This is a genomic window from Vibrio sp. R11-SG3-ISO9, assembly GCF_059834255.1.
On record NZ_JCBDGU010000039.1, the window covers coordinates 160,243 to 174,640 of the forward strand.

Below are 14,398 nucleotides of genomic sequence, written 5' to 3' on the forward strand. Positions count from 1 at the left end.
GCGTTTTCGATTTAATTTAAGGCTGAACTGGGAACATAAGATTGATCCTCAACCCTCCTTCCGATTTGTTCTCTGCCTTTACATGGCCATTCATCACCGCCATCGACTCTTTAACAATAGCTAAGCCTAAACCATAACCGCCTGACTTTTTATCACGCGCTGATTCTAGGCGAGTGAAAGGGCTAAACACACTCGAAAGTTGCTCATCTGGAATACCTGGACCATTGTCTTCTATTGAAATGACAGTGTAACGCTTGGTCGAACTTTCTTCGTAGTAATACGTGGTCAATGCAATACGCGCTTCTGGTCCTGCATATTTAATGGCATTACCAACAATATTTCTCACTACACGAAGGACAAGCCTTTCATCAAGGTCGACACTTGGTGTCTGATTCGACAAATGAGCCACCAGCGTTTGCTCACCTTTAAGGTCGTGTTGCATTTCAGAAACCAGCAGAGAACAGTAATGTTCAACGTTCATAGAAGTCACATCAGCGTCATAGCGTGCATTCTCTAAACGGCTATATTCGAGAATTTCGCCAACGAGGTCATTCATCTCCTTGGTTTCATTCTCAAGTCTATCAATCAGGCGCACCGATTTATCTTCAACACTGTTACGTAGCAGGTGCAACACTAAGTTTTGTCTTGCCAGTGGGGTTCTTAGCTCATGAGAAACATCACGAATTAGACGCCGTTGCTTCTCACCCAGCGACTTGATCTCTTGTGTCATATGGTCGAAGTCGCTTGCTAGTTCGTTAAATTCACGAGTGTTCGATTTCAGCTCAGACACAACCTCGACAGAGAAATCACCTTGCGCTAATCGACGACTTGCTTCGCGTAATCGATCTAAAGGCTGCTGGAGACGCCTTGAGAGGATCTGAGAGAACAAAATCAAAATGACAAAAGCAATAAACACCTTCATCAATGAAGAGTAAGTCGAAAAGGTATGAGCAGGGTGAAAGTACCTAGGAAACTGAACCACTAACAGATTGTCATGTTTCAAAGGAATACCAAGAATAGGTTGATTTACTTGCGCATCAAGCTGGTGATCCAGATCCCTTAAGAACCTCAATTTGAACTCAAAGTGTGGGTGCATGTGGCGATGGGTGATTGGATGTTTATCTTTATCGAGCACGAATAGATAGTACTCTTGTGCATTGGCCCAATCCGCCAATTCATCCATATCCCCTTCTTCAATCAAGATATCGGCTTGGTAAGCCAGATCTAACACATCTGACTTCACTGACTCCGGAACTTTTAGCAAGGCTCTCATTAACGCCTTTTCCGCAATACCCTGAAAGATAAAAATGCTGACAATAATGATCGTTAGGTAGGCAAACAGCTGAAACGTCAAACCGTCCTTACGTTTTTCAATAAAAGAAGGACAACGAAAATAACGTGAACTCATGCACTTACAGACTCTAAGTAACTGTAGCCTTTGCCGCGCACTGTTTTAATGTGCTGCTTTGAAATACCCGCCTGTACTAACTTACGACGGATGTTGCTGATATGCATATCAAGGTTACGATCGAATGGGCACAACTCTCTCTTAAGCACGTGAACTTGAAGATCAGACTTAGAAACAACAATGCCATTATGCTTAATCAGGTAATCAAGCAGGTCTTTTTCTGTCCCAGTCAGAGGTATACGAGCCAGTTGCTCACACAAGCCTTCGTTCGAGCTTGCAACAGATTGACGCTGACGCTCGAATCCAACGCGACGAAGAATCACTTTAATTCGTGTTAGAAGCTCAGGTACGTTGAACGGCTTAGCGATGTACTGATCGGCACCGGCTTGATAACCATCTAGCATGGAGGCGTCATCATTAAGCGCTGTTAGCATAAGAATCGGAGTGGCAAAGCGCTGGCAAATGCGTCTTGCCACCTGTAACCCGTTAAGGTTCGGAAGCATCACATCTAGTAGAACCAGATCTACCGGATTCTGCTGAATAAACTCCAATGCACTCTCGCCACAATGGACCTTATCAACATGATAACCCTCTGCTTCTAACACTTCAGAGAGCAATTCACATAACTGAATATCATCGTCAACGACTAAAATGCGAGACATCACCACCACCCATTAAATAATAATGGTTTGCATTTTAATTATCATAAAATTGATTTCAATTATAAAATTGCACTATTTGGCTACATTAGGAGATCTTTCTCGATTGGAACAAATTTTGTTGCAGAATCGATGAGATTTTGAGCTGTTAACCCCGGTACACCGTAGACTTCCACCTTTGTATTGAAGCGTGATTTCATACGTTCAACTAAGATCTCGAAGTCCCCATCACCAGAAACCAGAATGATCGTATCGACAGACTCTGCCAACTCGATTGCATCTAACGCAATACCGACATCCCAATCGCCCTTAGCACTGCCATCACGTCGTTGAATGAAAGGTTTTAGTTTTACATCGAAACCCACCCCTCGGAGGATATGATGGAACTGACGCTGTTTTGGGTCTTGGCTAGAAATTGCGTAAGCATTAGCTGATACGACGTTTCGCCCCGTGGTTGCCACATACCAAAATTGGTTGTAATCGAAATTACTTCGATACTTATCTCTTGTTGTGTAATACACGTTTTGAACATCAACCAGAATCGCAATATTTTCCATGTATGGTGCCTGTGGCGCTATGCCTTTATTGGGTTCTTAAAAATAAGCCTTTACCCTATTCGATCTGCTTAATAAATGCGAGTCGCTTATCGTTGATTTTGAACCTATCAACTATGCTTTACGTATCGGCATTTAATCGTTGCTTGATTATTGTGCAGAGTTTGTTGCTCTCGTTTTCAAAAACAGTTCTTTAGAGCGTTTTTAGTGACAACAACACGCGTTGTTTGAAAGGAGTCATAGGATGTTAGGAAGATTACTCGCTATTGCAGGCATCGTTGCTTGCTCTCACACTGCCCTCGCCTACCCGGCCTATGAACACTCACACAGTTTGCCACATCGCAGTGTTATCCTGTTTGCGCCAGACCAAGACACCAAGGTCAAAGAGTTTATGAATAGTGTTTTGATCAACAACTGCCAAATCGACGAACGCGACATTGTGGTTATGGTTATTGCCGAGAACGGTTACACCATGCCGAGTTGGCTAAAAGAAGAGTTCAACTTAGAAGCGGTTAAGAAAATCTATGAGATCCCAAAGGGTAAGCACACAGGGATTTTGATAGGCAAGGATGGTAAAGAGAAACACCGATGGAGTGGCACTACCGATTGGGCGTTCTTAGCTAACTTCATCGACCAAATGCCGATGCGCCAGCAAGAGATGCAGCGACAATCCAGCCGCTGCAGCATTTAGGCAAGCAAATAGAAGTTGTTATTGTTGGTTGAACCAAGCCAGCTTCTCGTGCAGTTGAGCAACACTGCCAACGACAATCAATGCTGGGCTCTTAGCTTGTGAAGCGAGCTCAGCCAAATCGCTCAAGCCACCTCTAAACACCCTCTGTTCCTGACGCGTACCATTTTCGATAATCGCTACAGGCATATCTTGGCGCATGCCGTTGTCAGTCAGGTTTTTCTGAATATTTGGACTCTCTTTCAGTCCCATGTAGAAAACGATGGTGTGGTTGTGTTGAGCCAATGATTTCCAGTCAATATCTTCACCGTCTTTCTTAAGGTGACCCGTAATGAACTGTACGCTTTGTGCGTGATCGCGATGCGTTAGAGGGATACCTGCATAAGCAGTCGCTCCAGCAGCAGCCGTAATCCCAGGTACAACCTCAAAAGCAACATCATTCTCAGCAAGGGTTTCACACTCTTCACCACCACGGCCAAAAATAAATGAGTCACCACCTTTCAAACGTACAACGCGTTTGTTTTCTTGAGCTTTAGTCACAAGTAGTTGATTGATTTGATCTTGTGGTACGCAATGATGATCTAATTTTTTACCAACATAAAGCATCTCTGCATCTGGGTTAGCCATCGCTAGGATTGCCTTAGATACGAGGCGGTCGTATACCACAACGTCAGCTTGTTGAATCACTCGTGCTGCTTTAACGGTTAATAAATCAGGGTCACCAGGACCGGCACCCACCAAAGAAACAAAACCTTTTTCTACTGCTTGCTCACTCATTGCTTACGCCTATTTTAATTATTTTGCTGTAATTCACTGTATCAACAAGAAAACATCTCGTCGATCACAGTTTTTGCATATTTCATAACTAATTGAATTAACGTTTTTGGTTATTCTCGTTGCAATTCTTTATCACTGGCTGTCGTACTCTTTAAAGCATAGTGAATATTGATGTTCACAACCAAAGAAGGTAACGATGCTAGAGAAGATAAACGAGGTAAAGAAGCTAAAAAGGCCCCACAGTATACTGCAGAGCCTTTCCGTTAATTCATTCGCTTAATCACTCAGGTCAGGATTATTTAATCGCTGGCGCTGTTTTAGCGTGAGTTAGGTAAAGTGGGATACAAGTCATCACTAGACCACCAACGATGTTACCTAGGATTGTTGGGATAAGGTTGAAGTTCAACCAAGTCGCAATACCGAAGTCAGCACCTAGAATCATACCTAGTGGGAATAGGAACATGTTTACTACTGTGTGCTCAAACACTAGTGCGAAGAAGATGAAGATTGGGAACCACATCATCGCAACTTTGCCAGGCATAGAACGTGCAGTCATGTTACCAATTACACCTAGACAAACCATAAGGTTACAGAAGATGCCGCGTACGAAACACGTAATCCATCCGTCCATACCCATGTTTTCAAAACCTAGGCTACGCGCAGTTGAAACCGCAATGAACTTTTGAGCTACTGCGTTTGGATCTAGAGAAAAGTTACCTGTTAGAGAAACAGCAACCAAGAACGCAACAAGTAGAGAACCAAGCAGGTTACCTAGACCAACAAGACCCCAACAACGGAAGATTTTACCCCAAGTGATACCTGGGCGATTATCGAATTTAGCTAGTGGCGCTAGACCGAATACACCTGTTACCAAGTCGTAGCCCATGATACTTAGAATCACAAAGCCCACTGGGAACACAAGTGCACCAACGATACCGATACCTGTTTGTACAATAGTTGTAATCGCGACTACAACAGCAAGTGAAAGGATCACACCAGCCATCGTGCCTCGTAGAATAAGATCACGAGTACTTGTTTTTGTTTTCGCTTCACCAACATCGATCATGGTTTGTACGAATTCTACAGGTTTTAAAGCAGACATAAATTGCCCTTACTAAAAGTTAAAAATAAAAGTTAAAATTGGATAGGAAAAGGCTCTAGTTGTCGTCATGACAATCATTACTCACTAGAGCCCTTGAACTATCGAATCTTAGTGATTACGCCGCGACTTCTACTGCACCTTTAACAACACGTGCTTTGTAAGATTTCACGCTCATACGCTCATCTTCCATGCATAGGCCAGTCGCTAGATTGAAGCGTTGCTTCTTCAGTGGACTTGCAACCCATAGCTCATCTTTGTGCTCAACGATAAGGCCGCGAGAAAGCACGTTTGACTGGAAAAATGGGTCCATGTTGTTAATTGCGAACACTTCTTCTGTTGCACGTGGGCGGAAGATTGCTACTTGCTCGCCGTTTAGCAGTGCCACAACACCAGTACCTGGGATGATGTCTTCGATTTTACAAACTTTTGTAAATGCCATGATGTCGTTCCCCTATTACTCTGCCGCTACGTGAAGGATATCGCCCTTCGCTTCTGGGTGTTTTTCAGTAAATGTCGCTGGACGGTGTTGCTCACGACCATCAGTTACGAACATTACGTTGTCATCACGCTCATCAGAGTTGATGAAGTGAGAGAAACGCTTCAATTGTGTTTCGTCGTTGATAGTGTCAGTCCATTCACAGCTGAAGTTTTCAATTAGGCCAGCAATATCAGCTTCTAGTTGATCATTGATGCCTAGTTTGTCTTCCATGATGACTTCACGTAGGTAGTCGATGCCACCTTCTAGGTTCTCAAACCATACTGAAGTGCGTTGTAGTGGCGCAGCAGTACGAATGTAGAACATCATGAAACGGTCGATGTACTTGATTAGTGTTTCTTGGTCTAGGTCGCCTGCTAGTAGTGTTGCGTGACGAGGTTTCATACCACCGTTACCACACACGTACATATTCCAACCTGCATCTGTCGCGATAATACCAAGGTCTTTACCTTGCGCTTCTGCACACTCACGAGTACAGCCAGATACACCGAACTTCATCTTATGAGGAGTACGGATGCCTTTGTAACGGTTCTCAATCATTACACCAAGACCAACAGAATCTTGTACACCGTAACGACACCAAGTAGAACCGACACATGTCTTAGCCATACGCAGTGACTTACCGTAAGCTTGACCAGTCTCGTAACCCGCTTCGATTAGTTTCTTCCAGATTGTTGGAAGGTCATCTTTCTGAGCGCCGAATAGACCAATACGTTGAGCACCTGTCACTTTCGTGTATAGGTTGTATTCTGCTGCAACGTTAGCCAATGCTGCTAGAGCTGCTGGCGTCACTTCACCACCTGCCATACGTGGGATAACAGAGTAAGTACCATCTTTTTGGATGTTACCTAGGAAGTTATCGTTGGTATCGTGCAGCTTAACTAGAGACGGCTTAAGGATGTGGTCACCCCAGTTTGAAGCAAGGATAGAACCAGCAAGTGGCTTACATACTTCACAACCGTAACCCGTACCGTGCTTCTCAAGTAGCTCTTCAAACGACTTGATTTCACCGATGCGTACTAGGTGGAATAGCTCCTGACGAGAGTAAGCAAAGTGCTCACATACGTCGTCTTTCACTTCAACACCGGCTTTTTCAAGCTCAGCGTTTAGAACAGAAGTCACTAGAGGGATACAACCACCACAACCAGTACCAGCACCCGTTACTGCTTTGATATCACCAATAGTGTGGTGACCTTGAGCAACCGCTTCTGCAATCTTGCCTTTTGTAACATCAAAACAAGAACAGATAACTGCAGACTCAGGCAGTGCGTCAGCGCCTAGTGTTGGCTTCTCTGCACCAGCGTGAGCAGGTAGGATTAGCGCATCTGGGTGCTCTGGTAGGTCGATTTCGTTCAGCATAAGCTGTAGAAGATCGCCGTAATCAGACGTATCACCAACCATTACTGCACCAAGCAGTTTCTTGTTGTCTTCAGAAACGATTAGACGTTTGTAGACTTCTTGCTCTTCGTTTTGGTAAACGTAGCTCTTACAGCCAGGAGTACGGCCGTTAGCGTCACCAATTGAACCTACTTTCACGCCTAGAAGCTTAAGCTTCGCAGACATGTCAGCACCTTCAAACTTGCTGTCGTTACCAACGATATGGTCAACCGCTACAGTCGCCATCTTGTAACCTGGCGCAACTAGACCGTAGAAAGTTTCGTTCCAAGACGCACATTCACCGATAGCGTAGATGCTGTCATCAGAAGTCTGACAGAAATCGTTGATAGCGATACCGCCGCGTGGAGCAACGTCTAGCTTCATGTCACGAGCAAGTTTATCTTGAGGGCGGATACCCGCAGAGAATACGATGAAGTCAGTTTCTAGCTCTGTACCGTCTGCAAAACGCATAACGTTACGTGCTTCTTTACCTTCAGGAGCAATTTCAAGCGTGTTTTTGCTAGTGTGAACTTTCACACCCATGCTTTCAATTTTTTGACGAAGTTGGTTACCACCCGCTTGGTCCAGTTGCTCAGCCATTAGCTTAGGAGCAAACTCAACCACATGAGTCTCTACACCTAGTGCTTTTAGAGCACCAGCTGCTTCAAGGCCTAGAAGACCACCACCGATTACAACACCCACTTTGCTCTTCTTCGCACACGCTTCGATCGCTTTAAGATCTTCGATAGTACGGTACACAAAGCAATCTTTGCTCTCGCGGCCTTTAATAGGTGGAACGAACGGGAAAGAACCCGTCGCCATGATCAGCTTGTCGTATTGGATTTCACGACCAGAGCTTGAATAAACAATCTTCTTCTCACGGTTTACTGTGATAGCGCGTTCGCCGATCAACATGTTGATACCATGTTTCTCGTAGAAGCCCTCTTTAACTAAAGAAAGTTCGTCTGCTGTGTGGTGTGAAAAGTAAGAAGAAAGGTGTACGCGGTCATACGCAACACGTGGCTCTTCACAGAACACCGTAATGTCCATGTTGGCTACGTCTGTCTTCTCGACTAAATCTTCGATATAGCGATGGCCTACCATCCCGTTACCGATTACGACTAGCTTCATCTTGCTCATAAGAATTCCTGAAAGGTTATAATTTTCTTAACTGAGCGAATAATGAATTATGAAAGAAAATGAAAATATGATGTAAATCAATTACGAAAATGAACTACCCAAAAGGGGTAGAACAAAAGAGGTATAACCGATTAAAAATAGACCAGAGCAAACGTATAACCTGACTTTATCTATGGTTAAATGCCATTTCAATGCTCAACTTTAAGCATATCACTCTGTAGTAAAATTTCACATAGAGTAACTCAAAAAGAAATTAAATGACAATCATTTTCATTTGGGAGCTAAATGATGACATATTGTTTTAAAATTTATCGGGTTGCGTGACAAAGTGTTTGCCAATATGAAAGGTTCTTCAGCAGAGCTTACTTATCGCGTTTATTAAAAGAGTTTTCTATGTAATGGCGTAAAGTTGAGGTTGATTTGAACATTGGACTAACGGGTAGTTCAAGGTTCAACCTTTCTATCTCAACAGCAGAAGAACCAAACCGAGATTCAAATTCCACCCAATCCATACTGTTGATCTTTTTAATCAAGCTAGCCTGTAAAAGTAGACGGCCAAAATCTGCGGGAGTGTAACCTTCTTTCTCTGCGATAAAATGTTGCCTGGTATCCGGTTGGTTTTGTACTAAAGATAAATAGAAGTGCGCGATATCTTCGACATGTATATATCGGTTACGCCCTTGTGTTGGCGTCGCCACTGATAGAGATCCATCTAACGTTTCAACAATCCTCATCAACTGACAGTTTACACCGCCATAAACCAAACTCGGGCAATAAACGACATGCCATTTATGCCTTAGCGCTCGCTCAATCGTTGTTACATCCGGCTCAACAATAGACAGTGGTTTGAGTTTAAACCCTCTTAACTCATCGTAGTTTGCTTTCCCAAATAGCCAAACGCCCGATGTGTGGATCTTTGTCGCCCCTACTTTTGCCAAGCTATCTAGCTTTAATAGTAATTTGGACTCGATATTGGCTATTTCTGGTGGCGAATATTCTGACCAATGAGGTCTCGCGCAATTAATCACAACATCAAAGTAATCTTCAAATTTCGAGTATCTCTCATAAATGCCTTCAGGACAGATAACTGAGCTTCGTTTCCTATCATAGAGATACACCTCAACCCTAATTTCCTTAAATAATTGCGTCACGTGACGGCCGACATAACCATTGGAACCTGATATCAGTACTTTCATGCTTCTTATAGTCACGCTTTCACTTGATAGGTTGAATAGTAAGTCTCTACTTTGACGTGATGAGTTTCATCCTCTCCTAGCGCTTCAACGACTTTCGTAAAAGTATCGTCAGCACCGAAGCGTTCAACAAGAACCTTGTAATATTTGGTAGAGGAGAACAACACATGAGAAAGCTGCTTAGCACTCATTTCTATCGTGATATCGCAGCCATAAACTTTGAGTTCATAAAGGTCATTAAAACCCGTAAAGTTTTCAGCATGATTGTATTGAGAAGAAGGTGGTGGAAGTTGTGCACCTAAACGATCCAAAAATTCAGATAACATCACTTTGAAATCGTAAGCAACAATAAACGCATTAGAGCGACAAACACGAAGTAATTCAGACACTACCAAGCTTTTGTTCGCATAAGAGAGTGAACCAGCGAAAGTTACGATGTCCACAGAATGAGCGCCAAGTGGAATGCACTCACCTTTTCCTTGGGCGAAACTTACACCTGTTTGACTCTGTGCTTTTGTGAGCATATCAATACTCGGATCGATACCAACCACGTTTACACAATACTGACGTAGTACTTCTGTTGAGACCCCAGTACCACACCCTATATCCAAGCCTAGATTAAATGTTGTTTGACTTGTTTCTCTTAAAGCGTGTTCCAATATTTTTCCATGTATCGGTGGACGATACGCTGCATAATGTTTCGATGTTTCTGAATCATATTGGTCGCTCATAAGAATCTCTCCTAGCTTATAAAATTCAACCCTTGCCGTTTCTATATATTGTTCCAATCTTTCAGGCCATTTCTTCTAGATTGAAAATGATAATAAAGACTCAAAACAAAGGAGAATACTGAACTGACGAAAACGGCACTAAAGAGCGTATTAATAAATCTCGCCTCATCCTGAGCCAAACTAAAGAGATAGGTAATAGCAAGATACACAATGAAGAATTCAGTGAATTTCAATATCACGTTTTTGTGAAAAGATTCCCAGTAAACGGGCTTCAACGCGACGCCTCTACTTCTTAAAAATCGGTATAAAATTGTTTTGTCTGTGTTACATGACAACCCGACAGAACGTAAGTAAGTGTCAGCTCTTGCAAGCTTTTCCCGATCAATCATTAGTGCTGTCCCTCAGTCAAATCAAGGAGATTATCAGACTAAACCAACGCGCATTTCGAGGCTCTTCAAACTTTTATCGTCGAAATAAGTTCACGGTTGCAACTTTGTAGCATTTAGAGCGGGATTAACACTTAAGATGGGATAACCAACTCTGGGAAGAGAGTCGGCATTAGGAACGTTTCTAATTAAAATGAATCACTAACTATTATTCTGTAAGTGGTCTGATAGCTTCATATTGGCCATTCGTACGATTTGTCGTACAGGTTGCAGCTGGATCTCAGCAATGATCACTGACACAAAACCTGAAAACACCAACGGGATACCTATTGAAACAATATACAACAGTGTACCGCTTGGCGTTGATTGTCCCCAGAAACTGAACAAAGACAACAAGATAGAAAAAAATGTCAAAGATAATCCGGCAAGTTGAACCCAGGAGTGGCTTGATACAACAAATCGATTTGAATAAGCATTTTTACGGATAGTTGCTTTGCCAGTAATTGCACTAATCTTAACTTTTATACCTGAATCTCCCCCAGATACTTCAAAGCCCTGAGCGACCAATTCATCAATGATGTTCTCCATTCAACATTCCTCAAATCGTACGTCATCAGTGTTTATTATCATAAAAAACAACACACTAAGCGTGCTACTTCCTAAATATTAGATACGCCATCAATTGTACAACTGCTAGTTTTTCCATAATAGAAGTCTATGTTACGCAATAGGTGATTTACTTAACGAATGCTAAAAATGGGACCATAAACTCAACACTTGACCGTGTACGGTAAGGTGTTTATATTGACGCCGCCTAACGGGCACACCCTAAAATGCACATCCGCCATCCTGCCATCATTGGTGCATTTATATTGGTGTTTCTTACACTCATGTTGAACAAACTACGTCCTTTTACTCGCGAATCGGGTGCTCTTATGCAGCTTTCGATTCCAATCATTCTGACTCAAATTGCAACACAAGCGATGGGCTTTGTGGATACCACCATGGCTGGCCAAGTGAGCCCTGCAGATCTTGCTGCCATTGCCTTAGGAACCAGCCTTTGGATCCCTGTACTGCTGTTATTGCGCGGTATTATCATGGCGTTAACGCCGGTGGTGGCGTACCACAGAGGCGCGAGAGACTTTCGAAGTGTCTCTGTCGAGTTCTTCCAGATGGTTTGGCTAGCGCTGATCGCTAGCGTCATACTGATTGCCTACCTTGTTAGCGCCAAACCTATTTTGGAGTGGATTGGTGTTGCTTCAGAGATCATCCCAATTGGTAGTGACTATGCGTTCGCACTGGCCTTTGGTGTACCGGGCATTGCTCTGTTCTACACCTTGAATGGCTTCTGTGAAGGCATGAACAACACTAAGGTGCCGATGATCATCTCCGTCATTGGCTTATTGGTGAATATCCCGGTTAACTACGTTCTGATTTACGGTAAGTTTGGTTTCCCAGAAATGGGCGCTGTTGGCTGTGGTTGGGCGACAAGTTTGGTGTACTGGATAATGTCGGGCATGCTCTATTCATACATCCGCGCACATCATCATTACAAGACGATTATCAACTTCTCTGACGCAGCACCTAAAGCTAAAGAGATGTTTCACTTGCTAAAGCTTGGCTTACCTATCGGAATGAACATTGCGGTGTGTGGCAGTATTTTTGCGGTTATTGCGCTTATGATTGGTCGTATTGGGGCCGAAAACGTAGCTGCTGCACAAATTGCACTGAATATTTCGAGCATGACTTACGTAATTCCAATGAGCATCTCATTTGGCATTACTATTCGCGTTGGTCATGCCCTAGGTGAGAAAAACGAAATGAGCGCGATTGAGCGCAGCAAAATCGGCATTTTAGTGGCAGCAATGATTTCACTGCTATCAGTTGCGACTTTCTTATTGTTTCCTGATTGGATCATTCGACTTTATACGACGGATCCAGCCATAAGTGCAACTGCGGCCACACTACTTGTTTTTACCGCCATGTACCAATTTAGTGACGCACTGCAAACATCGGCGAATGGTGCTCTACGTGGATACAAAGACACTAAAATTCCAATGTTTCTAGCGATTGCATCTTACTGGGGCTTGGCATTGCCGATGGGTATAGTACTCGGCCTCACCGACTATGTAGTTCCGGCTATGGGCGAGACAGGTTTTTGGGTAGGCATCTTAACAGGGTTAACCGTCGCTGCAGGCTTGATGTTGTTTAGATTGCGTTACGTAATTAAAAACCGTGATATAGAAGCATTAAGCGCCGCATAAGCTACAAGAAGACCAGAAAAAGGCGATCCATTGGATCGCCTTTTTTAATGAGTTTAACAGTAACTATCGGTTAATTGCTAGATAGGAGCCTGCGGCAATCATGATGCCACCAGCGCTCTGGTTTAACCTTTTGTGCGCACGAGGCGTTTTCAACAACGTCACCATTCGACCTGCACCCATCGCAATCAGCAATAAGCCAGTCATTAGAGCGACAAACGCTAACACAGCAACTAGTACGATATCTTGCGAACGAAGCACAGTAAGATCGATGAACGTTGGCAAGAACGAAATGTAAAACAGAATCACTTTCGGGTTTGACGCAGAAATTAGAAAGCCTTGCGCAAAACTTGCCTGTGCAGACTTTTGGCTTTGCTTAGCAACTTGCTCTGCCGATCCCTGCACTTCAGGCAGGCTTCTGAACATCTTGTACCCTAGGTAAATCAAGTAAGCAGCACCAACGTAACGAATCACTTCGAAGGCGAATGACCAATTTTCTGCAACCGTTGCTAAACCAAAACAGGCAAGCACGAGATAAATCATGTCACTGCATGTCATTCCTAACGAAAGAGTGATGCACTTTTTCCAACCGTAAACCATACCGCGCGCCAATATGGCAAACACGCCCGGTCCTGGTGTAATGCCGAATACAAACATGGCTATAAAAAATGTAACTGCACTTTCAAATGACATCCTCTGCTCCTCCTTTTTACATGTGCTAGAAGAACTTTGAAGCTAACACGGAGTTTACTATTGAGTAAAGATTAAACATCTAACCACTCATTGACACAGGCAATTAATCACCGCTCACATAGCTCAAGGATTCTAGTTCGCATCGCTTGATTAACACTAAAGTACGTATTCAAGAACTCCAACTGTGCGACTGCAGACTCCGGGGTAAACTCATAGCCTTGAGTAAATGATGGGAGCATCTTGGAAAACTCTGGAAAACGAACTTCTAATCTTCTATCCGCCATAAACACATCTACTAGCGCTGGATTAGGTTGTTCGATTCGCTCTGCCAACTCTATTAAACGATCAAGAGCAAAGGACTGGACAAAACGCATGCCAGATAGCTTCTCACCTCGATTATAACGACACATTCCAACATAAAGGTTTGTCATCGCCTCTCCAATGATCCACTCTAAGTCGTTATCTTGATTCTGCTCTTGCTTTGGTGGCACACAGCAATCACTATTAAAGTCAGCTTGTTGCCAAACTATGCGACCTTCTGAAAAAGGAATACCCGCTAACTCTTCCGGCTCAAACACAGCGAATTCACAGAAAACACCATCGCTGTACAGTACTTTGTAACCATCGACCGTATTTCTTACCGCGTAATCAATCGCCTCTATATCGGATAACCACGCAAGGCTGTCTAGAAACTCTCGTTTATGGCCTTTTTGGACAATCGCAAAGAAGTCAATGTCAGAATACTCATCTAATCGTTCTAGCTCTAAGCCTACGGAGCCGAGCCCAAGCAGAGCGTGTGCTTTACCTGTCCTTTCCAAAGATCCGGCTATCTGGTTTAGGCGCTCTAATAATAATTTAGGTCTATCCATAATTCTTTTCTCGCTTGTTGAGTCACATCAACCTAACGAAAATCAAACAATGCAATAAGTCTAA

Annotated in this window: 15 protein-coding genes; 2 read left to right on the top strand and 13 right to left on the bottom strand. The window is 43.3% G+C overall.

The window, feature by feature from the left end:
* Window positions 1–16: 16 nt before the first annotated feature.
* The 3 genes from AC6R05_RS13080 to AC6R05_RS13090 all read right to left on the bottom strand — a co-directional run bounded on the left by AC6R05_RS13080 (window position 17) and on the right by AC6R05_RS13090 (window position 2,624).
* On the bottom strand, window positions 17–1,408 hold the full coding sequence (locus tag AC6R05_RS13080; RefSeq protein ID WP_500647616.1) for an ATP-binding protein: 1,392 nt from the start codon (window positions 1,406–1,408) through the stop codon (window positions 17–19).
* Window positions 1,405–2,070 carry a response regulator transcription factor gene (locus AC6R05_RS13085; protein ID WP_032552477.1) on the bottom strand — a complete coding sequence of 222 codons (666 nt, stop codon included), beginning with the start codon at window positions 2,068–2,070 and terminating at the stop codon, window positions 1,405–1,407. Before AC6R05_RS13085 ends, AC6R05_RS13080 begins: the two co-directional genes overlap by 4 nt.
* An 80-nt stretch (window positions 2,071–2,150) precedes the next feature.
* Window positions 2,151–2,624, bottom strand: a complete 474-nt coding sequence (locus tag AC6R05_RS13090) for a LabA-like NYN domain-containing protein (RefSeq protein WP_032552476.1) — start codon at window positions 2,622–2,624, stop codon at window positions 2,151–2,153.
* Window positions 2,625–2,865: 241 nt separating this feature from the next.
* Between AC6R05_RS13090 and AC6R05_RS13095 the strand changes: the two genes are divergently transcribed.
* Complete coding sequence (locus AC6R05_RS13095) at window positions 2,866–3,312, top strand: DUF4174 domain-containing protein (protein ID WP_050487459.1); 447 nt, start codon at window positions 2,866–2,868, stop codon at window positions 3,310–3,312.
* A gap of 18 nt (window positions 3,313–3,330) precedes the next feature.
* Here AC6R05_RS13095 and cobA read toward each other — a convergent pair whose 3' ends face one another.
* The 8 genes from cobA to AC6R05_RS13135 all read right to left on the bottom strand — a co-directional run bounded on the left by cobA (window position 3,331) and on the right by AC6R05_RS13135 (window position 11,099).
* Window positions 3,331–4,086, bottom strand: a complete 756-nt coding sequence (cobA, locus tag AC6R05_RS13100; protein ID WP_150896359.1) for a uroporphyrinogen-III C-methyltransferase — start codon at window positions 4,084–4,086, stop codon at window positions 3,331–3,333.
* A gap of 295 nt (window positions 4,087–4,381) precedes the next feature.
* The gene (locus AC6R05_RS13105) at window positions 4,382–5,188 is read right to left on the bottom strand and encodes a formate/nitrite transporter family protein (protein WP_032552474.1); all 807 of its coding nucleotides are present in this window, start codon (window positions 5,186–5,188) and stop codon (window positions 4,382–4,384) included.
* A gap of 115 nt (window positions 5,189–5,303) precedes the next feature.
* Window positions 5,304–5,627: a nitrite reductase small subunit NirD gene (gene nirD / locus AC6R05_RS13110; RefSeq protein ID WP_032552473.1), complete on the bottom strand. Its 324-nt coding sequence runs from the start codon at window positions 5,625–5,627 to the stop codon at window positions 5,304–5,306.
* A gap of 15 nt (window positions 5,628–5,642) precedes the next feature.
* Entirely contained in the window at window positions 5,643–8,201 is a 2,559-nt protein-coding gene (gene nirB, locus AC6R05_RS13115; protein ID WP_032552472.1) for a nitrite reductase large subunit NirB, read from the bottom strand.
* A gap of 362 nt (window positions 8,202–8,563) precedes the next feature.
* Window positions 8,564–9,397, bottom strand: a complete 834-nt coding sequence (locus AC6R05_RS13120) for a Rossmann-fold NAD(P)-binding domain-containing protein (protein WP_500647617.1) — start codon at window positions 9,395–9,397, stop codon at window positions 8,564–8,566.
* 11 nt (window positions 9,398–9,408) lie between these two features.
* Complete coding sequence (locus AC6R05_RS13125; RefSeq protein WP_500647618.1) at window positions 9,409–10,125, bottom strand: class I SAM-dependent methyltransferase; 717 nt, start codon at window positions 10,123–10,125, stop codon at window positions 9,409–9,411.
* A 41-nt stretch (window positions 10,126–10,166) separates the two neighbouring features.
* Window positions 10,167–10,514, bottom strand: a complete 348-nt coding sequence (locus tag AC6R05_RS13130; protein WP_500647619.1) for a DUF6404 family protein — start codon at window positions 10,512–10,514, stop codon at window positions 10,167–10,169.
* A 198-nt stretch (window positions 10,515–10,712) separates the two neighbouring features.
* Window positions 10,713–11,099, bottom strand: a complete 387-nt coding sequence (locus AC6R05_RS13135) for a hypothetical protein (protein WP_500647620.1) — start codon at window positions 11,097–11,099, stop codon at window positions 10,713–10,715.
* A 302-nt stretch (window positions 11,100–11,401) separates the two neighbouring features.
* Here AC6R05_RS13135 and AC6R05_RS13140 point away from each other — a divergent pair, with 302 nt between their 5' ends.
* On the top strand, window positions 11,402–12,775 hold the full coding sequence (locus AC6R05_RS13140) for an MATE family efflux transporter (protein WP_500647621.1): 1,374 nt from the start codon (window positions 11,402–11,404) through the stop codon (window positions 12,773–12,775).
* A 63-nt stretch (window positions 12,776–12,838) separates the two neighbouring features.
* Here AC6R05_RS13140 and AC6R05_RS13145 read toward each other — a convergent pair whose 3' ends face one another.
* Together AC6R05_RS13145 and AC6R05_RS13150 are read right to left on the bottom strand one after the other, a co-directional pair.
* On the bottom strand, window positions 12,839–13,465 hold the full coding sequence (locus AC6R05_RS13145; RefSeq protein WP_500647622.1) for a LysE family translocator: 627 nt from the start codon (window positions 13,463–13,465) through the stop codon (window positions 12,839–12,841).
* 107 nt (window positions 13,466–13,572) lie between these two features.
* The gene (locus AC6R05_RS13150) at window positions 13,573–14,334 is read right to left on the bottom strand and encodes a hypothetical protein (RefSeq protein WP_500647623.1); all 762 of its coding nucleotides are present in this window, start codon (window positions 14,332–14,334) and stop codon (window positions 13,573–13,575) included.
* Window positions 14,335–14,398 lie beyond the last annotated feature (64 nt).